The organism is Moritella viscosa (assembly GCF_900120065.1).
Taxonomy (GTDB): Bacteria; Pseudomonadota; Gammaproteobacteria; order Enterobacterales; family Moritellaceae; genus Moritella; species Moritella viscosa.
Window position 1 is genome coordinate 1 of the sequence record NZ_FPLG01000038.1, and the last position, 25,544, is coordinate 25,544.

A 25,544-nucleotide genomic window follows, 5' to 3' on the forward strand; every position below is an offset into this window, starting at 1 on the left:
ATAATAAACACCTACTAATCATTTAAGCCGATAATATAGTGATGTTAATGGAGTCCTAACTCAAATCTAGTTGCTGGCTTTTGAGGCGTTGGAGCCGTGATTGTGGTTAAAAAGGCTTGTAATGCTTCAGCTTCTGTAACCGTTAGATTTAATGGCCTAATTTTCTTTGATAATACCGGGTAATTGGGATCATACTTACCCCAACCAAAGGGTGCATTATCTGCCATACCTGCTGAGTACATTGAGATAATACCTTCCATCGTATCGAGTAAACCGTTATGGAACCATGGGTGGTTGTTCATCACATCACGTAATGAAGGTGTTTTAAATTTACCGACACTACTTGATTTTTTATCAACATTATACAATCCCAGATCTTCATAAAAACCTTGATAATAAGTCAGTCCGACATTTTGCATTTTGTGATCAGTAAATTCAGCCCCCATGTGACAATTAACACAACGGCCATTGCGGCGGAAGATGTCTAATCCCCACAGTTCTTTATCAGAAAGTGCGCTAGTATTGCCTGTACTATCAGCCTGAGCTACAAATGTATCAAAACGACTTTTGTTACTAATAATCGTTCGCTGGAATGTGGCAAGTGCCATTCCTAATTGTTGCTCTGTGATATCAGCACTCATCGCATCTTCTGGAAATGCTTGTTTAAACAAGGCTGGATATTGTGTATGTGCATTGAGTCGTGAAAGTAAACGCGGTAAATTTTCAGCCATTTCTACTGGGTCTTGAATTGGCATTAGTGCTTGCTGTTCTAATGTTGCTGCACGACTATCCCAAAATAATACAGGTAAGAATGCACTGTTTACAATTGTAGGAGCGTTACGTTTGCCACGTTGACGATCATGGCCAATAGAAACCTCTTGTCCATCTCCCCAACCTAATTTAGGGTCATGACAACTCGAACACGCCACATCACCGGCTCGAGATAAGAAGGGGTCGAAGAAGAGCTTTTCTCCTAATGCGACTTTTAGCTCACTATAAGGGTTTTCGTTAGGAAAGCTTGGTTTAGGCATAGTGCCCAGTTCTTGATAGCTCGACATATCATCGACAAATGGTGTTGGCCAATAATCACTATTATTGGCATAGGCTTGTCTTAGGCTATTGAAGTTAGGTTGAGCGTGGTTGTTCACTGAACGCGGATCTTCTGTCGCTCTGCTTTCAAACTCTGTTGCTATTAATAAAATACGCCCAATGTCTGCGTCAGTCGTTGATTTTGGTTGTAAGTTTACTGTTGTTGGTAAACTGAACAAGCCATAACCAGAGGCCGTTTTAACCCAATAATCACCAGCTTCAGGTTTGTTGAGTGATGTTTCATATAATAAGCTGTAATCACTCTCTTGTTCACCTTTATGCAGTAACATTGCTAACTCATCAGCTGTGGGTAGCCGCCAGTCATCACGGCCACAAAATGTCGCTTGATTAATATCTGAGACAGCCTTTGGTACACTCGTCTGTATTGATAACTGCTGGTTAGTGTTAGTGATGTCTTGTGGAGCAGGGGTTAACCAATATACGTAAGAGAACTGCTTATCGCGTAAATAGAAGTTATCACGTACTAATCCGCGCGTATCATCTAAACAACGCCAAGGTGCATCAGCATAGTCAGCAGCTTGCAGTGCTTTTGGTAGTGGTTGACCGCTATTGTCTAACCGTATAAAGCTGTCCTTTTCTGCTTGTGGCTTCTTTTGTTCTGATGGTAGTGTTGCATCACGTTTTACACCACTAACAAGCATCACTGATTTAGGCTTACGTTTGTTTTGCATAACGGTAGTATGGCGACCTGTCGCAAAATCTAACGTTGGTGCAATATTATCAGAATTTAACAGAGGGTTATCATTCGCTAACCAGTAAGTCTCAAAACCTGTTGCAGAAAAAAAATAAGGGTCAATGGCAGCTTGATTATTATCTAATGCGTAATCTTGCTCACTGATTAATCCTTTCATTTCATAGTCTGACGGTAAACGCCAATCATCGCGGCCACACCAGTTTTGTTGATTCGCGTATTCAACAAGCGTATCTGTTGTACATGCTTGACTGTTGCCATCACTATCTGTGAATTGGCATTGAGCTTGAAAATCAGGCAAGGTTGGTTGCCAGTCACCCCAAGCATAAGTTTGCATTGATGGCTGTAGTGGACTGGCCCAAACGACACTTTGATGAATATTATTATCTGTTAGGCACTGCCATTTCTTCTTCTGACTACTGTCACCGAGCGTTAATGTTGCAAAGCGAGGTGTTGGCTGATTCACTCTAATCAGCCAGTTGATAGTCTCAATTTTATCATTTGATATTATGGCCAATTTTACATGGTCGGAACCCTGTGCGTCGGCATTTGCCTGATAGGTAAACGTATTGCCTTGAACGCTGGCATTACCATACAGGCCTGGCTGAATCAGCCGTAGCTCTTGCGTGGGCGTTAAGACGTACTGCTGAGTTGTCGTACGCCCTTGCGTTAGCTGTATACTCGGGTTCAATACTAGCGGTTTAGCAGTGTTAGAGCCAGTGCTAGTTCCAGAACCGGAATCGGCACTAGTGCCAGTACCAGTGCCGGAGCCGGAGTCTCCACCACATGCAGCCAATAACGCACAGCCAGTGATGATCACTGACAGGCGTTGCATACTTTTAAATGTATCTTTGATCATTATTTTTGCAGTTTCGTTGTTGAGATTAGGCGTACTCGGTATTCACGGGTATTTGATTCTTCGCTACTGTCAGCATACTGATCTTGAAATGCAACTGCACTGTGTTCTGTGTCTGGAAAGTATGAGCCGACTGTTGAAGTCCAGTAATAGCTGTTTATACCTTCGAAAGTTTTGCCAATGACTGTGTCATCAAGCACACTTGTAATATAGCTAGCACGATATAAGAATGGTTGGGGGCTCAGTAATAGGCTTTTTAATTCATTTTCTGTGGGTAAACGCCAGTTAGTTTGTCCACACAATGCTGATTTGTTGATTTCTTCGGCGTATTCTACAGCCTGAGCGTGGTTTTTCAGTTGCTCATTTTTACTGATACGTTGCCATAGAATCTGTGTATTTGGTAACAAGTCTCTGTATGCAAGGTCAGATGTACAAGTCCATTTTGTACTGGCTTGTTCTACCAGAGCTTGACCGAGTGCGCCATGTTTAACAAAACGCGATTGCCAATTAAGATTTTCGTCAACGTCAACAGCTACACTTTTTGATGCTAACACGGTGTCTCGTGCTGGTACATCATTGTCCTTGTTATCAGGAATAACAGTACCGTTTACTAACATCGTAAAGTGAGGTTCGTTTGTTGAACGCGGCGGCATGTTGGCAAAATCAAAATCGTCGTCCATCCACATCACATATGCATCACCAACAAGGGCATTTGAGCCCTGCCAATCATCATCTGCGGCATTGTTATCATGGCCATTTGGATAAATAGTAAATGAATCAGTCCAATAAGCTTCACCGTAATTAGAGTCGACATAAGGGAAGTAGAAGCTGTTAATTGGCGAGTGTTTTGAGTCTTTATCGAAAAGTTTTTTATCTAATAGCGTTTTCCACTCAGTGCGAGTTGCTAAACGCCAGTCTGAGCGTCCACAAAGTTGTTTTTTGTTTGCTTCTGCAACCAAGTTTTTGGTATTGCAGTTACCACTAAGTGTGCAGATTGCTTTGCTGGAATCACGATGATTGATAGTGCGATCACCCCAGTAGTAGGTTGAATCAAATGCGTATGTGCCATGTGCTTGAGGTACTTGCCACATGAGGTCACTGTTGTTATCTGTTACACAGCTCCAATCACTAGCATTTGCTGGTCGCGCTTGGTCTTCTGATGATAAAGGTGTGCCATCTTTACTCACTTTGCTGAAGCGTAGCGCTGGCTTATTTGATTTATCGTTATACAGCGGTAATGCTAAACCATCAAGTTGATAAATTGTATTCTCAACTTGATAGCTAATTGCAAATTGGTAATCGTTCTGGGCTGCAATAATTTCAGCGCTTAAAGGATTAGTCGTAGAAGGAGTATAAGGTTGGAAAGTAATAGTCCCTGTCGTTTGCTCAACACTCGCTTCACCGAAGTTAGTCTTGATGTCTGTTACTTTACTTGCATTGGTAGCGGTAACACCGGGGGCGGTAAAACGAAGCATTGTTGGTGATACAAGTGCTATATCGGTGGTTTTTATATGGGCAGTTACCGTAGGAATAGTAGGTTCTGTGGGTTTCGAAGGTACAGTCGGCTCCACAGGTTTTTGTGCGGCTGTTGAATTTGAATCATCGCACGCACTTAGGAGTATGCTTATGAAAGCTATATATAATGCTGTTTTTTTCATTTTTTTTAGTTTATCCGATTTGCAAGTTGGGGGGGGGATAATACAGAATCGGGAATGAGTTCGCAAGTGCAAATAATAGTAATTATCATTTACATTGTTATGTGTGGTTATCTGGTTAAGGTGAGGGAGGTTATTTACTTAAATGCAGCTGTAGTTCAGTGCCAGGAATGGAACTCGCCGTTGAGACTGCAATCGCAGCCCATTCGGATCCGGTTATCATGGCTTGTTTTATATCATGGTCGGTGAGTAATCCGTGGATTAATCCTGATGCAAATGCATCGCCAGCTCCTGTTGTATCAACAACGTTAGCTGAGATTGCTGCAATTGAAATATGCTGCTGGTGGTGATAAGCGACGGCGCCTTTTTCACCATCAGTTAGAATAAAATAACGTAAGGTTTGACCTGCGATAGACTGACCATAGCACCATAATTCTTCGCTGTTATTCACATCAATACCATGATTACGGAGGTCTGAACGAGAGGAGATTAAGACGTGGCAAGGGCGTGAACGGTTGTCTTTAGCTAATTGGGCTATCACCAAAGTGTGTTCAAGTGCAGCTTGTGCCCAATGTTCGGTACCGACTGCTGAAGAGTTAATATACAGCGCTTGCCAATGCTTAAAATTGGGTTCTGGGCCTAACGTGAAAATAGGGCGTTGTGGACGAATAATCGTGCGTTCACCATCGGGTGTCATGACTAATAATAATTCGGGTGTATCGAGTTCATTACGTTGTAATAAGCTACAATCTAATCCTTGCAGACAGGCTTCTGCTAATAACCAGTCTGCGGTTTTATCATTACCGACTTGGCTGACTAGGGCTACTTTATGCCCGGCATAAACCAAACCTAATCCAGTATTGGCACCACCTCCGCCTAACCGACGGCCATTCTCAGCATAATAGTGGCGGCCTCCTGTCATCAATTGCCTATCCAATTGTAATACTCGATCACAGTTCAAATTGGCAAGTAATAGGACGTTTGACATAGGTAATAGCCTTGGATTATGTGTTGATGATAATTGTCTCTTATTTCAGCGAGAAAAGAAAATATCAGCCAGTGTTGTGCTACAAAACTGAGCTATATGAGGCGCAATGTACGTTAATTTTAATCAAAATGTGATCTTGTTATTACCAAGTTGGGTCACGAGAAAGTACGTAGTGAATAACATGGAGGGGTGTTACACTATTTTTTATGTTTTAGTGCTAGGTTTATAGTGTTGGGATGACGTTGTCGCTTGGTATACGACATTTCATACCTATAAAGTGATGAAATAGAATTTTAAAGGATTTTTATGTTTATATCTATACGCGCTAAATTAAATTTGTTGATAGGAATTTTTATATTTTGTTTACTTTTCTCTATTTATGAAGGCTCCCGTCTTATTGATTATGGAAAAACAGCCGTAGATCAACAAGCGAATGTTTACCGTCATGCGAGTACGCTTATTCTCAACGCTGATCGTGATACTTATCAAGCATATTCTGCCTTTCAACAATTCATTATTGACGGTGATGATGAAGCCTTCACTGTTATTAATAAAAATCTTGATCAAATTAAAACGCGTTATGAAAAATACATTGCTTTGGGTGATAAACAAGACAGTTACAATATTTTATCGCTAATGCCTCAATGGCGTCAATTAACACAAGATTACATGAACGAAACTGATGCTGAAGCAAAAATGATCATTTCATGGGCAATTAGGCAAGAATTTCAAGTTTTAAGGCAACGCTTAAATCAAGAATATGATCAAATTAATACGAGGTCTGAACAGGCGGTTAATGATTTTCATAGTCATTTATTTAAAGAGTTCATTTGGTTGTTAATTGTCTTTACGATCTTATTGGTCGCCATTGCGTGTATTTATGGATTGATTAAACACAGTATTATTGCGCGATTACATGATTTGAACCGCAATATAGGCTATATCGCAGCGGGCGATCACGATAAGCGCATTCAGAATAGTATAGATGATGAAATGAGTGATTCTTTTGCGCATCTGGCTGCGTTGCAAACTCAGTTAAAGCAAAATATTGCGACTATCACACAAGAAAAAGATAATGCGAATAAAGCTAATTGCGCTAAAAGTACATTTTTGGCTAATATGTCCCACGAGATACGAACGCCATTAAACGGTATTATTGGTATGTCTGAGATCTTGAAAGACTCTCAGTTATCACCCATTCAAAAAGACTACCTGATGACGATTGATTCGTCGTCACAAACATTACTTATGTTGATTAACGATGTACTCGATTTATCGAAAATTGAATCAGGTAACTTAGTTATTTCACCACACACGTCTAATGTGAAAGAGGTACTGTTTGATACGGCTTCTTTAATCGCCGCAAAAGCACAAGAGAAAGAGATTAAACTTGATATTCAAATTAGTCCTGATCTCCCTGAGTTATTAAAGCTTGATGAGTATAAACTTAGGCAGGTATTAATGAACCTCGCTTCTAATGCGATTAAGTTTACTGCTAGCGGTAAAATCGTATTTTCGTTACAAACTAATCTTATTGATGCGGAAAATATTGAGTTGTTATTCTCGGTGAAAGACACGGGTATTGGGATTAATAAAGATAAGCATGAAAAAATATTCGAAGCGTTCCAGCAAGAAAATAACGATACGACGCGTCACTTTGGTGGTACGGGTTTAGGCTTGTCTATTAGTGCTAAGATCATAAATCTCATGGGCGGCAATATTGCGGTTACGTCAGCTCAAACGGAAGGAAGTGATTTTCACTTTAATATTGTCGCCGGAATAGAAAAAATACAGCCTAAACAGGCTGTATCACCACACCAAGCAATCATTGTTCATCCTGAAAATACCGGACTTTTACAACGCGAATTAAAACACCTCGGCATTGCATCAACAGAATGTGCTGATATCAACCGTGTTTCGGCAAGCCTGAAACCCAATTCGATTATTATTTATAATCAACAAGAAGTTGAATTGGCTAAAATAGAGTTACAAATATTACGCCAAAAAGTAGGTGGAACACCTATTTTTCTGTCTCGCAGTAATCACAGCGAACAATTTAACTATGCGCAATTAGTGGATGCTTATATTACGAAACCGTTATTGGGCTTAAGATTAATGAATATGATTAATGATCTTAATCTTGCTGTAAATACCGAAAAAGACTTGGAATTTCCTAAAATTAATCGTGCTATTTTGTTAGTTGAAGATAATTTAATTAACCAAAAAGTAGCGTCGATTAATATTAATCAGTTAGGGCTTGATGTACTGATTGCTCAAAATGGCCAAGAAGCGATAGATATCTATGCTGAAAATCATCAAAACATTAACCTCGTATTTATGGATTGCATGATGCCAGTGATGGATGGCTTTGATGCCACGATCGGTATTCGTGAATATGAAGAAACGTATTCGTTGTCTCGTATTCCTATTATTGCGTTAACAGCCAGTATTTTAGAAGACGATATTCAACGCTGTTTTGATTCAGGTATGGATGACTATTTACCCAAGCCATTTAAAAAAGAGATATTTAGGGATAAAATTAACAAATACAGTTAAGCATATCACCGCTGAATAGTCTTGGAAATAATATCAAGGCATTGAGTGGCGTGGCTGGTCACTAAAAAGTGGCTAGCGCCTTGTATCATGTACTTTTTACTGTTTGCTAATTCATTACTCAGATGATTAACGATGGCTTGCGCAACTGGATTTGATACAGACCCACAGACTAACCTTGTTGGAATCGTTAATGCGTTTAGTGTTTTTCGATTCAGATGGATGTTCATAGACAGTGTCCAGTGGCGATTGTTATTCGCTGTTAACGGTACCATAGCATCTTTGATGAAGTCGGGTAGGAGATTAAATGCACCTTTACCAGCCCAAAAGTCTATTACTTTTCCACATACATAAGGTTCATTGTTACTAATACCTTGGCGATAATCTTGAACAAACTCGTTTACCCGAGCCATCATACCTCTATCTTCAACAGACTCGAGTACCCATGTCGATACAGGTTCAAATAGGGTTAATTCTTGTATTTCTATGGAACCTTTTAGCGCTAAGGCCAATGCCACTACCCCCCCAAAGGAATGCCCGATGAGATGGATTGGCTGATTAGTTAATTTTGTGACTACCGATTCAATAATATGAAGTTCTGTATTGATGTTTGGTGCTGAAAAATCATCGGGATCTGGCATACCACTATGACCGGGTAATTTAATAGAAATACAATGGTGTGTGTTTGCAAGTTGTTGGACTATTTTCTTCCACGTTGACGTTGTTGCGTATGAGCCGTGAATAAATACAATAGGACTACCGCTACCTTGTTGTTCATAGTAACAAGGTACTGTGGTGGTGTTTTCGTTATTATTGTTCTTTATTTGATTATTACTCATCTGACGCTTGCTGTTAGTACTCATGGGACGTCCTGTCTTGGTTAATACTGTTTAAGTATAGCATGCTCAATGATAGTGCTTTTGGTTCGATAAATTTGCCTTGTCGCCAGCTATAAAAATACCGCAGACTGGCTGCGGTATTACACGTTTAGGTTTAGTTAAATTGAATTAAACGTTATTTTTTATTTTGTAAATCTAGGCTGTATACGGCAAAACCAAGTTTATCATCTTTAATGTATTGCATTGGGTATTGGCCTTTGTCCTTGATGAACTGTGCAGCTTTGTTACCTGGTGCTGTTTCAAAAGTAATGGTTAGCTTCTTGTTGCTTTGTAATGGTGTGAAGTGCCAGTTGTTATCTGCACTTGGTGTTACTTGGCCTTGTTCTTTACTAACGCGGCTAATGTAATCTGCAAGTACAGTACGGTTTTCATCAGGTGATGCAAATGCAACAAATGCTTCGCCTGTACCCGCGAATTTACCACTGTAAGCGCGGTAGTTATTGGTTGCTACGATGAAAGGTTGGAGAGAGTTAACGGGCTTTCCTTCGAACGTTAAGTCGGTAATACGATTTGAGTCAGGGTTGATGATCTTACATTCACCGTTATAACGTGCTGGCTGCGATAAGTCGATGCTGTATTTCACACCGTCAATCACATCATAGTTATAAGTTCGGAAACCTTCCCAGTTAATTAACCCTTGTGGAGCCGTACTGTTTAGATTAATTTGATTGAATTGACCTGCTGAGCATTCCAACCATTCTTTCACTTCTTTACCTGTTACTTTCATGGCAACGAGGGTATTCGGGTAAAGATAAAGATCAGCTGCGTTACGGAATGTTAACTGACCAGATTCAACTTCAGTAAAGTTCGTTGGGTCGTTACCACGGCCACCGGCTTTAAACGGTGCAGCTGCAGAAAGTACAGGGATGCCTTCTAAATCAGGGTCACCTTGAATAAAGCGTTTTACGTAATCTTGTTGTGCAAGGTTAACGATTTGGATTGTTGGATCGTCTTGTACTAGCGCAAGGAAGCTGTACATCACGTCATTTGCTTTACCAATAGGTTGGTTAACAAAATTACGTGTTGCTTTGTGATCAGCTTGTACTGCTGCAACCATTTTTTCATCGGCGGCTACTAATGATTTTTTCGTTAATTTATCAAAGATAGGACGTGCTTCTGTTTGTGCACTCGTTACTTTCCAAGTATCACCTTGTTTGTCTAACACCAAATCCATGATACCTACGTGATCGCCCCAACGACCAGGCATAACAGCAGGTATACCGTTGATAGTCCCTTTTTTGATATCGACACCTGGTATTTTAGCAAAGGTTTTACTTGGGAATACTGCGTGTGAATGACCAAATGCAATCGCATCAATACCCGATACTTGTGTTAGATAGTAGACTGAGTTTTCAGCCATTACTTTATATGGGTCAGCTGATACGCCTGAATGCGGGATCGCCAGAATAATGTCTGCGCCTTCCGCTTTCATTTGTGGTACAAATCTTTCGGCGGTTTGTTTAATGTCTAACGCTTCAACTTTACCTTCTAGGTTTTTCTTGTCCCAGATTAAGATTTGTGGTGGTACAAAACCGATATAACCAATCTTAACTTGGTGTTCTACGCCATCTGTATCTTTAAACGTGTTTGTTTTGATAATGTAGGGGGTGAACATGTTTTTACCGGTTTTAAGGTCGATAACGTTCGCATTAATATAGGGGAAATTCGCGTCATTCGTCGCTTCTTTTAAGAACTCTAACCCGTAGTTAAATTCATGATTACCTAAATTACCTACTTCATAATCGAGTTGGTTCATTGCTTTATAAACAGGGTGTATATCGCCGGGTTTAAGACCTTTAGCTGCCATGTAGTCGCCCATTGGACTACCTTGCAATAAATCACCATTATCAACCAGTACACTATTGGTTACTTCAGCGCGGGCTTCTTTTACTAATGTGGCTGTACGTACAAGGCCTGTTTTCTTTGTCGGCTTGTTCTTGTAATAGTCATAGTCCATGACATTAGTGTGAATATCCGTCGTTTCTAGAATACGTAATTTGATGGTGTCAGCATAAGTAGGACCGGCCATGGTAAGCAGACCTCCGAGTACTGCAATAGCCACAGGTTTGATAGACAATGACATTGTTTTCTCCAAATTAATAAGAAGTAGGTAGGAATAGATACAGAAAACGCCAAGGTAGCATAAATATACTGAGCTTGGCGTTTTAATGTTGTTAATCGCTTGTTTTATCCATTTTTTTATTCATTACGTTTAATTTTTTATCAACGAGTAGGGGATAAAACTGATTCGGTTGTCTTTATTTTTGCTTGAATTCACGATCCATTTTGAATGAAAAAGAAATAATATAATTTTCCATTTTCTGTAGACCTTGATCAATATCATCGAGTTCTGCGGTAATATTCTCCAGCAATTTTTCTGCAGTATGACCTTGTTGCCATGGTTTTGTTTTCATTGAATGGTTGGCATAAATGCTTCGTTGTTGTTGCTTTTCAATCGGCATTTTGTCGAGCAGTAAACAGGCAATGATATAAATAAGAATGGCAAGAAAGAAACCCGTGAATAAAAATAAGGATACGAACAGTAATCGCACAAGCCAAACTTCAGCCCCGAAGGACGCTGCTAAGCCCGCGCACACACCGCCTAGCTTGCCATTTTCGGTGTCTCGATATAGGGATTTAGCGTTCATCGGTCTCTCCATTTAGGTGATTCTTCATCTAAAATTTGTTCTAACGAGATAACACGATCTTGTAATTGTTCGGTACGGCTAATCAATGTCTGTAACTTGTCTTTGTCTTTCTTTGATAACCCTTGATTGCTTTGGCGTTTACTACGATAGGCTAAAATTAGCCACAGAGGTGCGACGAAAACTAAAAATACGGTGAGTGGTACTTGAATAAAATCCATGGAGATTCCTTATTGATATAATCGCACAACTTATTATGGTTTATTACTGTATTTTATACACATATAGCTTGTTTGTATTGTTAAAACCCGCAGAAATTACATTTTCTTACTCGACGGACTCTGTCTTCATTATGCTTAAAACTAAAACGCACCTTAATGAAGGTGCGTTTTTAAATATGCGATTTGAAGGCTGATTATGAATCCAAATCTAACTCGTCATAAGTGCTATCAATGTCTTCTATTGTCGATATTTCATCAACAAAGTAATCACGACTGGGTTGTTTTGAACTGCGTTTATGTGTCGTATTACGTAATGAATGAGGATGAGTAATTTTATGATTATACTTTCGCCAGCATCTCGCAAAGTCAGAGGTTAACTCAAATTCACCATCAAGCTCTGCAAGGAAAAAGTGTTCGTCAGCAGTGGCTGGCAAAAGATCACCTTCTTGTAGCCGCAGCATTGTTAAACCGTAATTTTCTAAAAGTTTTGATTCATCTAAATTAAACGCATTTTGTTGTTGAAAACCAAGTGGAAAATGCACTTCATCTAAAAATATACCCATGCTTCTCATATCGATTACCTTTCGTTAAATTAACCGTGTAACAACAATCATTGGCAGTATTTATCACTGCATTACAATCTTAGTGTTGTCACAGCAATGTCATATTCAATCTTTATAATTTTAATTACAGACTTAGTTGGTCTCTAAACTAACGGCAGATGTTGACAGTTTAATGACAATAATAATTTTTTTGTAATCAAACGTCACAATTTTACTTTTACATTATTAATGAAAGAAATAAGCAGGAATGAACATGGCTAAATTAGACCAGAAGTTTAAAAAGAAATCAGCGCAGCATTTTGATGATGACGATATTATGCTATCAGATCGTAAGGCGCATAAACGTACACGACGTGATAATCGTCAAAAAGAGGATTTGTATGCGCTGATGGACAACACTTATGTGTATGAGAGTTCGTCATACGAAAACAGTATGCAATTTTAATCAAGGCAATATTAGAAAGGAAAATTAAAGTAATAAATTAAATTTTTACTTCTTATATTTCAACCTATTACCGTTTCACGTTTAATTGTTTTAAGTTTTTCACTTGAAAACAAATACTGTCATCCACATCTATTAATTAGGCGCTTACGAGGCCTAACGTAAAGTAAACAGCAACTGCCTAACGGAGTATGTTGTTACTTATTACATATAAATCTGAATAAAATATATCATGACTAGGCGCAAACTAATTTGGCTTGGTGGCTATGATAATATTGCTCAATGGAGAATATAATTATGCGTACTTTTGACTTTACTCCTCTATACCGCAGTGCGATTGGTTTTGAACGTTTAGCAGCACTTGCTGAAACGGCTGCATCAAATCGCCAATCTGGTAATAACTTTCCTCCGTATAACATCGAACAAATTGATGATAACAACTACCGAATTACGATGGCTGTTGCAGGTTTTGACGAAGCGGAAATTGATATCTCAACCCAAAATAATGAATTATTAGTAAAAGGGACGAAAGAATCGGTGGTGAAAGAAGACGAACAACGAACTTTCTTACACCGCGGTATTGCAGAGCGTAACTTTGAACGTAAGTTCGAGCTTGCTGATCATGTTTTTGTCAACGGGGCAGACATGAAAAATGGCTTGTTGTATATCGATTTAGAACGCCAGCTACCAGATGCAATGAAACCACGTAAAATTGCCATTAACGGGGCTAAAACCCTATCTGCAGGATAACATTGTAAACACTGTTTATAGATTAACAGTGCCATTAACCCTATAAATTATATTCGGCTTAGTGGGGATAATCTCACTAAGCTCGTTCCCCCCAAGTACCTGAAGGCCTTGGGTATATAAGTGCTGCTCAGCAGGCTTATAGCTATCTATTGTTTGAGGAAAATAGAGATGACAACAACGACTACTACATTTGATTTCGCCCCCCTATATCGCCATGCTGTTGGTTTTGATCGTTTTGCTAATATGGCGCAAAAATTAGTTGAACAGCAATTAGCATCGCAGCGTATGTTGGATACGTGCAAGGCTAAAAAATCGATGGATAAAAACAAAAAAGTTAACAGTGGGCAAGCAAAAAACCAAGCGGTTAAAACACTGGTTGATACGAACTATCCACGTTATAACATTACTCACATTGGTGAGTTAGATTATCAAATCACACTGGCGCTAGCTGGTTTCTCACTCGAAGAGATCGATATTACTGTGACGGCTGATGAGTTGGTTGTTACCGGTAAAAAGCAGCCCGTAGAAGCCACATCGACATTGTTACACCAAGGTATTAATCAAGCAGATTTTAGCCGTAAATTTGCACTCGCCGACCATGTGCATGTATTGGGTGCTGAGATGGCGCAAGGATTACTGACGATTAATCTACAACGTCAGGTGCCAGAAGCATTGCAACCCCGTAAAGTCGCTATCGGTAGTTAAAATATCATAATAAGTGTTTTTTATTGTCCAAAGCGGATCAATATTGATGCGCTTTTTTGTTATTTTATTTTACACATAGAGTAATTTTATTTATCTTCACGATAAAAATAACTCATTTGCTAAACCTTGACCCAAAGCGTTTAATCGCATTATTTCGCAACTAAAAGGGGATAGGTGGAAGTGACATCTTATCAGCGATTACGTCATAATTTAAATCTTTGGTTTTGTTCAATTAAAGTATTGCGGCCATATCGGCCGCAATCAACTCCCGGTGCTGTTTTGCTTGGTATTGCGGCTGATGGGCGATTCCCGAGTAATGTGGTTGTTTCGGATAAAAATGGTATCAATGTGTTATCAAAACCTGGTGGGTTAGAAAGTATTGCTAGAAGTGTCATGTATGCAGCATTCACCAAAACCAATATTCGGGTTTATAACGCAGGAATGCTTGATGATATAGATGGGTTTGATGATTTAGATATTGAGGATATTCAATTAGAGCAATATCTAAAGGTGCTGCTGTATTTAATGGCTGGTCATTTTCCTATTACGGTTGGTAGTAGCGATTTTATTTCAATTGCGAGCTACCAAGCACTCTCAGCACACTTATACCAGCAGCAATACCATCAACATAATAAATGGTATGGCTGTGAGTACGATGCTGGCAATAATAAAATTGGCATCATTAATTTTGATCCAAATTTTGAATTAAGATTAACGCCGTCACCCAAGTTAGACTCTGGATTTAATGCTGTTAATCAGTATTGTTTAGAAACATTTAAAATTTTTAATTATTTAGGATTAGGCATTTGTAAAAGAACAAACTCACTCGATACATTTGAATATGCAAAGCAGCTTGGTTGTGATTGGCTGATTGATAAGCATATGAGTGCGCAACATTATGACTTAATTGCTGAAGTATTAGCGTGCTTTATTGAGCAAGTTGATCATATCCACTTAAGCATTGATTTAGCTGTTATTTATCATCAAGCGTTGCTGACAGAAAATGACAGTAGGCATGCAAGTCAAATACAGGGGATCACGATAGAGGTACTTAGGTTTGCACTATCGATTATTGCGCGTAGTGGAAAATTGAAGATACTTGATATAGTGACATTGAACCCTGATTTGGAACACAATGATAAAACAACGAGTTATGTATCGTCAATTATATGTACAGTATTAGAAAACCTAAAAGTATCCAGTTAATTAGGCGTTTTTTAAGAGCTTGACCATAAACCTGTTGTTATCGACGCTAGTTTACGGTTGAGCTCGTGAGGCTGAAATTACCAAGGAGGAAAGTCAAATCTTTCCGTATTCTTATAATTCGAATTCTAACTCTGTGTATCCGTCATCGTCATCGTCATCTGCTATCTTGATTAATTCCGGTTCGTCGTCACAAGAAGCTTTTCGTTTTAACTTTTGGCGGACACGGGCATTATTATCAAGACGTGTGACTTTGCTGTTGTACTTACGCCAGCAGCGTGAAAATTCGGATGTTATTGGAAATTCACCATCTAACTCGGCCAAGAAATAATGCTCTGCAGCGGTGAGTGGCAGTAAACTACCTTCCTGTAACTTACTCATCGTTAATCCAAAATTTTCTAGTATTGTCACTTCTTTGGTGTCGAACATATCATCAGCAGTAAAACCAAAGGGAAAATGTAATTCATCCAAGAATACACCGATATTTCTCATTTCATAGACCTCATCAATTTTTGCCGATAATCGTTTAGTTTTTAATATTTGTACAACAAAAAAAATTGTTACTGAGGATGAATAAATTGATTTATATTTTTTACGATGACGGTGTAATATTTATATTAGGTGCTAGTCACCGATACATTGATTAATATAAATTTTAGGGTGTGAAGGAATAGAAAGTGACTAAATTAGATCTTAAATTTAAAAAGAAACCAGTATTTAGATTTGATGATGAAAATGAATTAGGGATTCCCGTCCGTAAAGAGGCTCAGAGATCGCGTCGTGATATGCGTAGAAACAAGAAAGCGATTGACGATGAAAGTTATACTCATTAATTGAGTCGGTAAATAGGCTTGTTTAACTAACAAGCCTATTTAAATATATCATGCCTTAAGTGGCCTTACTGAGGTGTGATGTTGGCGCTTTATTAGACTAAGCTGTCAAATGCTGCCATGGTTGAATCACATTGGATCACACGGCCATGACCTTGTCCTTTTGTGGGGATTAAGTTGATATTAATCGCTTCACCGGCAGCCGATTCAGAAGTGTTAAAATTAGCAAATCTATCACGTTTATCATGCACTATAACGGTTTTATGTTGGCGAGATATCAGTTTTTCGTAAGGCTTGATGGTTTCTAAACTGTATTGATATTTATCTTCAATATTTTTAACTAGAGCGCCAAATAATTTCATCGAATACCCTGATTTACCCACCATCTCATACAAGTTATCAACGTAGTTGAGTACCGGTGCGATTAATAAGAATGGTAACGCTTGTACCTTAGGGTGGCGGCTTTCTAATACCGAGGCTGAGCCCATGCTATGTGCAATGATACCGACTACGTCATCGACATTATCGACGAGCTCATCGAATGCTTGTACAAATGCAGGTAAGTGAGCATGGCGACCTTCACTTTGACCATGTGCGGGGTGATCATAAGCGAGTGCAGTAAAACCTTGTTCGGCAATATGTTCCATCAACGGAAAAAATTGACTGGCACTACCAGACCAACCGTGGCTTAGGATCCAAACTGGACCGTTACCCATTTGATAAGTATTTAGTCGGCCTTCAGATGTCATGTGTGTGGATCTTAATAATCCAACTGGATCTTCATGTTTGGATGTACTACGTACAGGGGTTAACAATAAATTTTTCGCTGTTTTTAACGCATGAGCGGGTGCAATGCTGTGATGTAATCGAGAACCGATATTGATCATGCTGCGACGCATCGTAAATTTTTTTCGAGTATTAAAATAAATGTTACTGCTCATCGTAAACTCCTTAAATAACACCCTTTAAGTGAACGGTCGTGCTATTTTCATTGTATTTAAAGGCGTCAACACGCCCGTGTTAATTAGTTTATGTTATTCGTATTTATGTTATTGCCATTGCTTATACAATTGTTTGACACCTTGCCAAAATAGCGCTCGTTCATTGTTTTCAAGTTCAATCGAATGAAACAAATGGCTGCTCAAATACAGGCCGTAAAATTGAAATACTGCCTGCCTTGGTACTAAGTCTTCGCGAAATAGACCATGTTGTTGACCTTTGCTAATCTGAATTTCTAAATAACTGATCCAAGTATGCAGTTGTTTACGTAATGTTCGTTGTAATACATCTTGGCTATGATTGCTTTCTTTCCAAGCATCCATAAACATGCAGCTACCTTGAAATGAGTGATTCCAGTCTAACCAGTGGTGTAACAATGACTGTAAGCGCGCACTAATATCGGTATGTTGCTCGCGTCGAACGGCGATGATCACGCGTTCGTTAAAGCACTCTCCCGCATATTCAATCACTGCTACTTGCAGGTTTTCTTTGGAATTGAAATGCGAAAACAAGCCACTTTTAGACATGCCACAGGATTTTGCAAGTACGCCAATTGTTAAGCTATCTAATCCTGTTTCACTGGCGATGGTGAAGGCTATGTTTAGAATATGTTCTCGGGTAATACGGCCTTTACTCATCGGATTCACTTTATGTATTTAGGATATATCGTACTTTTAGCACGACCGTTCTTTTAGTGCTAGTGCCAAATTCACTAAGTCGTAAATTTATAACTAAATAGGTATTTAATATGAGGGGGAGTGAGACGTTAAATTATTCGGGTATTGGCTAAGCAGTTTATGGCTTATCAATTCCTGTATCTACGGATTTATACTGGTTTTTGTTCTTGATTGGAAATTAAATAAGGTATTTGGCGTTATTAGTAAACATCTTCTCTACCCAGTTACAACTGGATCGTTTATGCTTAAGTTAATTTCAAAAATGAATTAAGGAAGTCGTATGCGGATCACCGCTAATTTTGATGCTGGTAATATTGAAGTCATTAATTTAGATGACAAAAATGATGTACAACTTGCAATTCGCCCTGATGTAGGTGAAGAGTTTTTCCAATGGTTTAACTTCCGTGTTGAAGGTGTCGTCGGTGAACAATACACACTGAATATCCTTAATGCTGGCGAAGCGGCTTACCTAGAAGGCTGGGAAAACTATCAAGCTGTTGCATCATACGATCGTCAGCACTGGTTCCGTCTTCCGACTTTCTATAAAAATGGTAAATTAACGATTATTGCTGATATGGATTGTGAGTCAATGCAAATTGCTTACTTTGCACCGTACAGCTACGAGCGCCATCAAGATTTACTTGCTGCAGTGCAAATGCACCCATTAGTAAGCCTAGAGCACCTTGGTGAAACGATTGATAAGCGTGATTTAACCTTAGTTAAGATCGGTGATGGCGCTGAAGGCAAACGTAATATTTGGATCACTGCACGTCAGCATCCAGGCGAAACGATGGCTGAATGGTTAGTTGACGGTTTAATGCATAGCTTACTTGATAGTGATAACCCAACGGGTAAAGCATTATTAGATAAAGCTAACTTCTACATTGTGCCAAACATGAATCCAGACGGTAGCGCACGTGGTCATCTACGTACCAATGCATTAGGCGTGAATCTTAACCGAGAATGGTTAAACCCAAGTTTAGAAAAAAGTCCTGAAGTGTTCCATGTGATTAATAAAATGCATGAAACTGGCGTGGATTTATTCTATGACGTGCACGGTGATGAAGCACTACCTTATGTATTCCTTGCGGGTTCGCAAGGTACACCAAGCTATAACGATAGATTAGCAAAATTGCGAGATCGTTTCTCTGATGTGTTTAAATTAGCAAGTGCAGACTTCCAATCTGAATTTGGTTATGACGTCGATGAACCAGGTACAGCGAACATGACAGTCGCCACACACTGGGTTGCTGAAACGTTTGATTGTTTAGCTAATACGATGGAAATGCCATTTAAAGACAATGATAACTTACCTGACCCTATGATGGGTTGGTCACCGGAGCGATCTATTAAGCTTGGTGAAGCATCATTAGTGGCTATGTTAGCCGTGGTTGACGATTTACGTTAATCGACTTTAGTTATTAAAGGCTAAGGCATAAAGCCCGTGCATACTTGTTGTTTTAAAAACAGTATTTGCGGGTTTTTTTGTATCTAAAATTCGTAACCACAAAGGTTTTGTGAGCTATATCAGTTTGTTGGATAAATTAACGTGGTCTAAATGGCGAATCTAGACATATACTCAATAAATATTGACCAAATTTGCTAGAGGTATAGGGTTATGTCACAAGAAGGTAACCAGATCATAGTGCATGGTAGAGTACAAATGGTCGGCTTTCGTTATGCAACTGTGGAACAAGCGCAGCAACTCGGCTTAACTGGTCACGCTATTAACCTGAAAAACGGTGATGTTGAAGTACAGGTCTTTGGAGATAAAACTGAACGAGATAAGCTTATTTTATGGTTGCGAGAGGGACCCGATGCGGCACAGGTCGATGCATTAGAAATTACTGTAATTGATTATAAAAAACTGCCAAATTTTACTCAGGGCTAATTGATTACATTCTGTATATTTTTAGTGAAATAGTACCGTGTGCAGAGAGTCGAATACCTTCAGCGGCAAGTTGTTGTCTTTGATAATCACCACGGCTACCTTGCAGTGATATTTTTCCTTGGCTATTCACAATGCGATACCAAGGCAGCTTGCTGTCGGCTGGTAAGCGACTAAGCACTTTACCAACCTGACGCGCATGACTTGGCATTCCCGCTAACTTTGCGATATCGCCATAGGTGGCAACCTTACCTTCGGGTACTTGATACACCAATGCAAATACTTGCAAATACTTGCAAATCAAAATTATTCATATTGATGAATTAAAAACGCAGTTTCGTCACCAGTTCTTCACCTAGATTAACATTACTTGATGAGCCGCTAAGTGCATCTCGAGTATCACTAATTAATGCTTCCATACCGGTTTTAATACTGCTTGAATGGCTTAGCTGTTGCTGTACTTGACTAATGGTTTGTTCTACTAAGCTCGAGCTTGAATTAGCTTGAGATACGAGTTCTTGTAGACTTTGCATTGTCACTGTCGCAATATCAACACTGTCATCAATAATATTTGTTACTTGTTTTTGTTTATCAATGATCGCTGCTGAAATATCCATGATTTTTTTCATTTCACCTTGGATCTGGTCTGCTGATTGATTTGCTGTATTCGCAAGTGCGCGTACTTCATCGGCCACCACGGCAAATCCACGACCATGTTCACCTGCTCGTGCCGCTTCAATTGCCGCATTTAGAGCAAGTAGGTTGGTTTGGTCGGCAATGCCTTTAATAGAGTCAACTAATTGACCAATGTTTTTATTGTTCTCGTCTAGGTTAGCTAACAGTACGGTAAATTCAGCTATGTATTGTGCAGAGTTGGTAATGTTGCCCGTTAATTCTTCAAGCTGTTGAATACCTGTTTGAGAGATATTTGCGGTACTTTGTGCAGAATTAAATGAATCATTTGAAAGGTTTTCTATCCCTTTGGACTGTTCCATAAAGCCCTGAATTAAATCGAAATTCTGTTCGATATTGTTAAGTCTATTTGCCGAGGATTGATTGACTTTATGTGCATTTTTAGTGATTTCTTGGGCAATAGATAATACGCCACTATTTTGTAGTTGATCTAAAAGTTGTGATTTACTTTGCAGTGCTGCTAAGTCTGTTTCTGAGATAAGAACTTGTCCAAGAGGGACTTTATTAGTGTTAAAAAAATTAAACATAGCTTAGATCTGCCTTTTTTAGTCGTTTATAATTTATAGCGGCAAGAGTGGATCCCGCTGAATACTCTTAAGCAATAACTAGACCGTAAATTGTAATAAGAGATAATTTATTTTTCTTATTAATTAAATTAGTTATTCTTTATGTTTGAGACAACTATTTGGCTATAGTTAAGCCATCATATTTATCGTCTTTTGTATTATCGGCATCAGTTGTTATTTACTTAATCATTCTTGCTATATTTTTGAAAATCTATCGACATTTATAAAAAGTTAAGTATATTGTGCGCAAGGCAGTTAAGAGAGGTGACCCTGATGTCAGAAACGAATGAAGAGACGATGTTGCGCTTAGATAATCAGGTTTGTTTTGCATTATACAGTGCGACGAATGCGATGGTTCGCGCATATAGACCAATGTTGAAAGCACTCGACCTTACTTACCCGCAATATTTAGCTATGTTGGTTTTTTGGCAGCAAGATGAAATTAGTGTGAAGGTATTAGGTGAACAATTACACCTTGATTCTGGTACGTTAACACCCTTGTTAAAGCGCTTGGAATTGAAAGGACTTATTCGTCGAGATCGAAGTAAAGAAGATGAACGTGCTCGTATACTGTGCCTAACAGATGTTGGCTTAGCTTTAAAAGATCAAGCAAAAGATATTCCTATCAATATGTTTTGTCAGGCTGGGTTACCAAAAGAAGAGTTGTTGATGATGAAGGCGAGTTGCGAAGCATTGTTAGATAATTTAAAAAATTAATCATTACTGCCATTAAATTATGAATGGGGCTGTTGAATAACAGCCCCATTTTTGTATTTAGTATTCAGAGAAATACTGATTGAGAGCTTGTTGCCATTCTTGATTGTTATGTATGTTGAGTAACGCCCGACGTTAATGACTGAACTACTATGGCTATACGATGCCATACTGTATAAATAGCAAAAACACACAGTCTTATGAACAGGTGAGAGAATGGATGCATAACAATCCTCAGAGCTTGGTCAACGAGTTGAAACTAGTGGTTATTAACATATCAAGTTTAGTGGAAAACGGAAAAAGGTTTATCAATATGAGATTTAAATTACCAGCATCGTTATTATTAACGGGAATATTAAGCGGATTACTTATTGGTTGTTCAAGTGATAGTGGAGCTGTTGAGGGGAGTGAAGTAACGACGCATGAAACATACTGGATTGCCCCTGAACGTGTTGGCTGTCAGGGGATTGTACCTATGCAGTGCTTGGTGGTTAATCAAGTGATTGATGGTAAGGCCACTGAGTGGCAATTATTTTATAACGATATTGCTGGCTTTGAATTTGTACCAGGCTTTTTTTATAAGTTGTCGGTACTGACGTCTGAAGCGGCAAATCCGCCTGCCGACGCGTCAAGTTTATCGTATACATTGATATCAGAGGTAGATAAAACACCACGTCATTATGCCTCTAATACCATGTTAACAGAAAACCGAAAGTGGAATCTTAAACAACTTGTTGGTTTGAATAACGCCAATCCATTAATGCTTGAGCAACCCGTTAATATAACTATTTCTGGTGATCGTTTGTCTGGATTCTCTGGCTGTAATAATATGTTTGGTCAGGTTCAGCATTTATTTGAAGATGAAAAATTGCAAAATACATTATTAAAACTAGGACCTGTTGGTTCAACACTAATGGCTTGTGCAGATCCAAATGCGAATACTGTTGAGCAAAAATTACAGCAAGCACTTGGTGTTGTGAATGCCATTCAAGTGCAATGGCCATTTTTAAATATGTATCAAAATGATGAATTGATGATCCAGTTTGTTGCCGAAGATTGGGATTAATCGAAATTACACCTTAGTGCGATGCGTTCTATTAATTTTATTTCCCTGCTGAATTTAATAGCAAGTAAATCTTGATCTGGATCCCATCTCACTATGGTTGTTTTGATTACGTCAGTAAAATAGTTATTAAACCCCATCATTAAGTTTTCATCTACAGTGAATTTTCTTTTTGTTTTTACTTTTGCCAGTAATCCCGATTGAGATATGTTTTGTACTTCAATTGGTATTTTAAAAAAATCAAAGAGTCCTAATTTATTCACGTATAATATGGGGAATTGTCCCCCATAATTAAAGCGTGAGTGTTCACGGTTAATTTTTAACGATAGGTCTTTTTTTACACTAAACATTGCATATCCATATTTTTATGTATAGTTACAAACTAGCAGGTTTCTGTAGTTGCCCACTTCAAATCTAGTTTAAAATTAATGAAATAGCCTGATAAATGATAGATAAATAGTAACAAACTAGTCTTTATGGTGTTGATTTGAATAAAACGTAGTTGAATGTGTGTTGTGCTTCAGCCTTTACTTCATTAAAATACTAATACGAATTGTTATTATTAAGGTGTTTTTAACCGTGTCGCAAATTCTCATCGTGGATGATGATATACAACTGTGTGAATTACTCACTGAAGTTTTAATTGAAGATGGTTATCAGGTGCACAGTGTGCACTGTGGTGAAACCGCGCTCGATTACATACAGACTCACCCTGTTGACCTCGTATTACTCGATGTCATGCTTCCCAATATTAATGGCTTACAAGTGGCAAAACGTATTTGTCAGCGCTTTGCAACGCCTATTTTAATGTTGACTGCATTAGCGGATGAAACAGCAATGCTTGATTGTTTACAAGCTGGTGCGGATCAATATATAGCAAAACCTTATAATGTACCTGAATTATTAACGCGTATTCAAGTGATGTTACGTCGTGTTGGTTTAGAAAAGCAAAGGCAAAACCTGGGTGGTGAAAGTTCAATCTTCACACAACTATCACGTCTATCACTGACTGGTACAGAAGCTGAGTTACTTGAGTATCTCGTGTCACGCCATGAAATTGTGGTATCGAAAGGTGAATTGCAAAAACAAGTATTAAAGAAAGATTTATGCCCATTTGATCGTAATTTGGATATGCACATTAGTAATATCCGCCGCAAGATGGTGCAATCTGGTCTATCTAAATTACATATTAAAACGGTACGTGGTAAAGGTTATAGTTTTTTTGAGCATGTAGGTAATCAAGCAGTATGAAGCTCAGATGTTTGAATGCATGTAAAAAATTATTTTTTTTAGGTGATCGCCAAGGGCTGGCATTCCGTTTATTTAGTTATTTTGCGATTACCCTTGTTTTGATTCTTAGTCTACAGAGTATCGCTGAAATGGCGTTGGTACGTGTATTATTGCATCTGCCTGCGACGGTTAAAGTTGAAATGTTAGATCTTGCTAAACAAGCTGATGCATTACTTGATAGTAAAGACAGTGAAGGGAATATAGATAGAACTAAATTAGCAGAGTGGGAAGAGGCACAATCAAGTTATCTATTTGTACTTAACGATAACCTTGATGAGGTGAGTACGCGAGTCATGCACCCACACTTTAAGTTCAAATTACGCTATATTAGACCACTCGATACAATTTTAGAGAACAAAGTTAATAAACCTGTTATTTCATTGCCCTTGCGAGCTGGCTATCAGTTAATCGTTCAGTTTTCCGATAAGCAGCATCCCGCACATAATTTCCCTTATTATTTTGCCGCTATCCAATTTGTTATCACTAGTATATTACTTGCTATCTTTTCGTTACTACTCGCGCGGCATTTACAACAACCTTTGCATCGGTTACAAGCAGCTAGTCGCGCCCTAGCGGAAGGAAATTTTAGTATTCGTGCATCTCATAAAGTGGGTAATAGCGTGACGGAGTTTAATCAGCTTGCGCAAGACCTGGATGATATGGCTAAACATATTAATAATTTAATTGGTAAACAGAAAAAGCTCATTACCGACGTTTCTCACGAATTAAGAACACCACTTGCAAGGCATAGTTTGATCCTGCATTTATTACGTAAACGTTGCCCTGATGAAGTAGGTGATTTATTAGATAAACTTGATAATGAATCTGCTGAAATGAATAATCTAGTGAGTGAAATACTGGAATTTAGCCGCTTAGAGCATGAAAACGTATCCGTTAATTTGGTGTTAATACAGCTTGAGTCATTGTGTCAGGTCCAAGTCATGCAAAGTGAAATGGATTTAAAACCACAGCAATCATTAAAAGTTGAATTGGATAATACGACAGCGATGGTACTTGCGGACAGTCGACTTTGTTTGAGGGCGATTAAAAATGTGCTTGAGAATTCGATTAAGTATGCAGGCGACAAGGCCAACATAGTACTAACTGTTGTTGAACAAGACCAATATGTTGAGGTAATTATTGCTGATGATGGTATTGGAATACCTACACCGCAGTTAGAGCGTGTTTTTGATCCATTTGTGCGCATTGAGAAAGCAAGGAACAAACAATCTGGAGGGTATGGTCTCGGCCTTGCCATTGTAAAGGAAGCAATGTTAATCATGCGCGGTGAAGCCGTTGCGGAACTAAATGTAAATAAGGGCGTCACGGTAAAATTACGATTTCCTATCCAATAATAGCTATTAATCACTCATGTTTTATAAAAATGCCTTATTTTATATTGAAATCAGGTGTTTTTACATTCAAACCTAGTTAATAAAGAACCTATTAACTTCCTTTATTCAGTTTAAATCCGATTCGAATGCAAAGAATGTAAATTTGATGCAAATAGTAATGATTATTAATTAGACTCCTGTTCATTAAG

General features: G+C 38.6%; 26 protein-coding genes. 12 read left to right on the top strand and 14 right to left on the bottom strand.

Annotated elements, in window-relative coordinates; translation table 11 throughout:
- Positions 1–44: 44 nt before the first annotated feature.
- The 3 genes from BT797_RS05780 to BT797_RS05790 all read right to left on the bottom strand — a co-directional run bounded on the left by BT797_RS05780 (position 45) and on the right by BT797_RS05790 (position 5,300).
- Positions 45–2,660: a cytochrome c peroxidase gene (locus BT797_RS05780; protein WP_075471320.1), complete on the bottom strand. Its 2,616-nt coding sequence runs from the start codon at positions 2,658–2,660 to the stop codon at positions 45–47.
- Positions 2,660–4,315, bottom strand: a complete 1,656-nt coding sequence (locus tag BT797_RS05785; RefSeq protein ID WP_075471321.1) for an Lcl domain-containing protein — start codon at positions 4,313–4,315, stop codon at positions 2,660–2,662. The genes BT797_RS05780 and BT797_RS05785 overlap by 1 nt, the downstream gene beginning before the upstream one ends.
- 130 nt (positions 4,316–4,445) lie before the next feature.
- Positions 4,446–5,300: a PfkB family carbohydrate kinase gene (locus BT797_RS05790; protein WP_075471322.1), complete on the bottom strand. Its 855-nt coding sequence runs from the start codon at positions 5,298–5,300 to the stop codon at positions 4,446–4,448.
- A 306-nt stretch (positions 5,301–5,606) separates the two neighbouring features.
- Between BT797_RS05790 and BT797_RS05795 the strand changes: the two genes are divergently transcribed.
- Positions 5,607–7,856, top strand: coding sequence for an ATP-binding protein (locus BT797_RS05795; protein ID WP_075471323.1), 2,250 nt, complete (start codon positions 5,607–5,609; stop codon positions 7,854–7,856).
- A 5-nt stretch (positions 7,857–7,861) separates the two neighbouring features.
- Here the strand turns inward: BT797_RS05795 and BT797_RS05800 are convergent, their stop codons facing one another.
- The 5 genes from BT797_RS05800 to BT797_RS05820 all read right to left on the bottom strand — a co-directional run bounded on the left by BT797_RS05800 (position 7,862) and on the right by BT797_RS05820 (position 12,190).
- Positions 7,862–8,716 (bottom strand): alpha/beta fold hydrolase, encoded by an 855-nt coding sequence (locus BT797_RS05800; protein ID WP_075471324.1) that lies wholly within the window; start codon positions 8,714–8,716, stop codon positions 7,862–7,864.
- 151 nt (positions 8,717–8,867) lie between these two features.
- Positions 8,868–10,835, bottom strand: coding sequence for a bifunctional 2',3'-cyclic-nucleotide 2'-phosphodiesterase/3'-nucleotidase (locus tag BT797_RS05805; RefSeq protein ID WP_075471325.1), 1,968 nt, complete (start codon positions 10,833–10,835; stop codon positions 8,868–8,870).
- A gap of 175 nt (positions 10,836–11,010) precedes the next feature.
- A complete protein-coding gene (gene pspC, locus BT797_RS05810) occupies positions 11,011–11,400 on the bottom strand; it encodes an envelope stress response membrane protein PspC (protein WP_075471326.1) in 390 nt (129 codons plus the stop codon).
- Positions 11,397–11,618: an envelope stress response membrane protein PspB gene (pspB, locus tag BT797_RS05815; RefSeq protein ID WP_045109868.1), complete on the bottom strand. Its 222-nt coding sequence runs from the start codon at positions 11,616–11,618 to the stop codon at positions 11,397–11,399. The genes pspC and pspB overlap by 4 nt, the downstream gene beginning before the upstream one ends.
- A 194-nt stretch (positions 11,619–11,812) precedes the next feature.
- The gene (locus BT797_RS05820) at positions 11,813–12,190 is read right to left on the bottom strand and encodes a MaoP family protein (RefSeq protein ID WP_045109869.1); all 378 of its coding nucleotides are present in this window, start codon (positions 12,188–12,190) and stop codon (positions 11,813–11,815) included.
- 244 nt (positions 12,191–12,434) lie between these two features.
- On the opposite strand from BT797_RS05820, the gene BT797_RS05825 reads away from it, so the two are divergent.
- The 4 genes from BT797_RS05825 to BT797_RS05840 all read left to right on the top strand — a co-directional run bounded on the left by BT797_RS05825 (position 12,435) and on the right by BT797_RS05840 (position 15,284).
- A complete protein-coding gene (locus BT797_RS05825; RefSeq protein WP_045109870.1) occupies positions 12,435–12,626 on the top strand; it encodes a hypothetical protein in 192 nt (63 codons plus the stop codon).
- A 294-nt stretch (positions 12,627–12,920) separates the two neighbouring features.
- Positions 12,921–13,373: an Hsp20 family protein gene (locus tag BT797_RS05830; RefSeq protein WP_075471327.1), complete on the top strand. Its 453-nt coding sequence runs from the start codon at positions 12,921–12,923 to the stop codon at positions 13,371–13,373.
- Positions 13,374–13,541: 168 nt separating this feature from the next.
- A complete protein-coding gene (locus tag BT797_RS05835) occupies positions 13,542–14,078 on the top strand; it encodes an Hsp20 family protein (RefSeq protein WP_082293676.1) in 537 nt (178 codons plus the stop codon).
- 174 nt (positions 14,079–14,252) lie between these two features.
- Positions 14,253–15,284 carry an arginase family protein gene (locus BT797_RS05840; RefSeq protein WP_244534143.1) on the top strand — a complete coding sequence of 344 codons (1,032 nt, stop codon included), beginning with the start codon at positions 14,253–14,255 and terminating at the stop codon, positions 15,282–15,284.
- Positions 15,285–15,395: 111 nt separating this feature from the next.
- Here the strand turns inward: BT797_RS05840 and BT797_RS05845 are convergent, their stop codons facing one another.
- A complete protein-coding gene (locus BT797_RS05845) occupies positions 15,396–15,773 on the bottom strand; it encodes a MaoP family protein (RefSeq protein WP_045109873.1) in 378 nt (125 codons plus the stop codon).
- A 185-nt stretch (positions 15,774–15,958) separates the two neighbouring features.
- On the opposite strand from BT797_RS05845, the gene BT797_RS23805 reads away from it, so the two are divergent.
- Entirely contained in the window at positions 15,959–16,114 is a 156-nt protein-coding gene (locus tag BT797_RS23805) for a hypothetical protein (protein ID WP_170860724.1), read from the top strand.
- Between the two features lie 92 nt (positions 16,115–16,206).
- On the opposite strand, the gene BT797_RS05850 is transcribed toward BT797_RS23805, so the two are convergent.
- Both BT797_RS05850 and BT797_RS05855 read right to left on the bottom strand, forming a co-directional pair.
- On the bottom strand, positions 16,207–17,052 hold the full coding sequence (locus BT797_RS05850) for an alpha/beta hydrolase (RefSeq protein ID WP_045109874.1): 846 nt from the start codon (positions 17,050–17,052) through the stop codon (positions 16,207–16,209).
- A 108-nt stretch (positions 17,053–17,160) separates the two neighbouring features.
- Entirely contained in the window at positions 17,161–17,748 is a 588-nt protein-coding gene (locus tag BT797_RS05855) for a TetR/AcrR family transcriptional regulator (RefSeq protein ID WP_045109875.1), read from the bottom strand.
- 319 nt (positions 17,749–18,067) lie between these two features.
- Here BT797_RS05855 and BT797_RS05860 point away from each other — a divergent pair, with 319 nt between their 5' ends.
- The gene (locus BT797_RS05860) at positions 18,068–19,195 is read left to right on the top strand and encodes a M14 family metallopeptidase (RefSeq protein WP_075471328.1); all 1,128 of its coding nucleotides are present in this window, start codon (positions 18,068–18,070) and stop codon (positions 19,193–19,195) included.
- Positions 19,196–19,405: 210 nt separating this feature from the next.
- Positions 19,406–19,678 (top strand): acylphosphatase, encoded by a 273-nt coding sequence (locus tag BT797_RS05865; RefSeq protein WP_075471329.1) that lies wholly within the window; start codon positions 19,406–19,408, stop codon positions 19,676–19,678.
- Positions 19,679–19,682: 4 nt separating this feature from the next.
- Here BT797_RS05865 and BT797_RS05870 read toward each other — a convergent pair whose 3' ends face one another.
- Both BT797_RS05870 and BT797_RS05875 read right to left on the bottom strand, forming a co-directional pair.
- Positions 19,683–19,979: an MGMT family protein gene (locus BT797_RS05870; RefSeq protein WP_280173709.1), complete on the bottom strand. Its 297-nt coding sequence runs from the start codon at positions 19,977–19,979 to the stop codon at positions 19,683–19,685.
- A 19-nt stretch (positions 19,980–19,998) separates the two neighbouring features.
- Entirely contained in the window at positions 19,999–20,895 is an 897-nt protein-coding gene (locus BT797_RS05875; RefSeq protein WP_045109879.1) for a methyl-accepting chemotaxis protein, read from the bottom strand.
- A 312-nt stretch (positions 20,896–21,207) separates the two neighbouring features.
- Between BT797_RS05875 and ohrR the strand changes: the two genes are divergently transcribed.
- Together ohrR and BT797_RS05885 are read left to right on the top strand one after the other, a co-directional pair.
- On the top strand, positions 21,208–21,651 hold the full coding sequence (gene ohrR / locus BT797_RS05880; protein WP_045109880.1) for a transcriptional regulator OhrR: 444 nt from the start codon (positions 21,208–21,210) through the stop codon (positions 21,649–21,651).
- 310 nt (positions 21,652–21,961) lie between these two features.
- Positions 21,962–22,714, top strand: a complete 753-nt coding sequence (locus BT797_RS05885; RefSeq protein ID WP_075471330.1) for a DUF4377 domain-containing protein — start codon at positions 21,962–21,964, stop codon at positions 22,712–22,714.
- Here BT797_RS05885 and BT797_RS05890 read toward each other — a convergent pair.
- Positions 22,711–23,061 (bottom strand): hypothetical protein, encoded by a 351-nt coding sequence (locus BT797_RS05890; protein WP_045109882.1) that lies wholly within the window; start codon positions 23,059–23,061, stop codon positions 22,711–22,713. The genes BT797_RS05885 and BT797_RS05890 overlap by 4 nt on opposite strands.
- A 229-nt stretch (positions 23,062–23,290) precedes the next feature.
- On the opposite strand from BT797_RS05890, the gene BT797_RS05895 reads away from it, so the two are divergent.
- Both BT797_RS05895 and BT797_RS05900 read left to right on the top strand, forming a co-directional pair.
- On the top strand, positions 23,291–23,962 hold the full coding sequence (locus tag BT797_RS05895; protein ID WP_075471331.1) for a response regulator transcription factor: 672 nt from the start codon (positions 23,291–23,293) through the stop codon (positions 23,960–23,962).
- The gene (locus BT797_RS05900; protein WP_045109884.1) at positions 23,959–25,356 is read left to right on the top strand and encodes an ATP-binding protein; all 1,398 of its coding nucleotides are present in this window, start codon (positions 23,959–23,961) and stop codon (positions 25,354–25,356) included. Before BT797_RS05895 ends, BT797_RS05900 begins: the two co-directional genes overlap by 4 nt.
- The last annotated feature ends 188 nt before the right edge of the window (positions 25,357–25,544 follow it).